Source organism: Shewanella sp. T24-MNA-CIBAN-0130 (genome assembly GCF_040310185.1).
GTDB lineage: Bacteria > Pseudomonadota > Gammaproteobacteria > Enterobacterales > Shewanellaceae > Shewanella > Shewanella psychromarinicola.
Genome location: NZ_JBEOPP010000569.1, coordinates 1 through 235 on the forward strand (window position 1 = coordinate 1; position 235 = coordinate 235).

The following is a 235-nucleotide window of genomic DNA, read 5'->3' on the forward strand; positions in this document are numbered from 1 at the left end:
CAGGGATAGGCGTCAGACTACTGCGATAGGCAGCCGTTTGCATCGAACGAGATTTTTGGCTAAAGGCGGCATCATCACTAATATGAGGCATCACAGGCAGGTCAGTGTCGTCAGCTCGACTGTCATCTTCTGGCATCATATCAGCAATATGGTTACCGCTATCACCCTCTGGCACGGCAAAGCTTACCGTTGGTTTAGACGCAACTATCGGTTCAATAGCTGGCGCTGTGACGGT

At 51.1% G+C, this 235-nt stretch carries 1 protein-coding gene; it reads right to left on the reverse strand.

Features of this window, described 5'->3' with window-relative positions:
• A partial coding sequence (locus AAEZ02_RS23530) for a hypothetical protein (RefSeq protein WP_351125670.1) occupies positions 1-235 on the reverse strand: 235 nt, incomplete at both ends.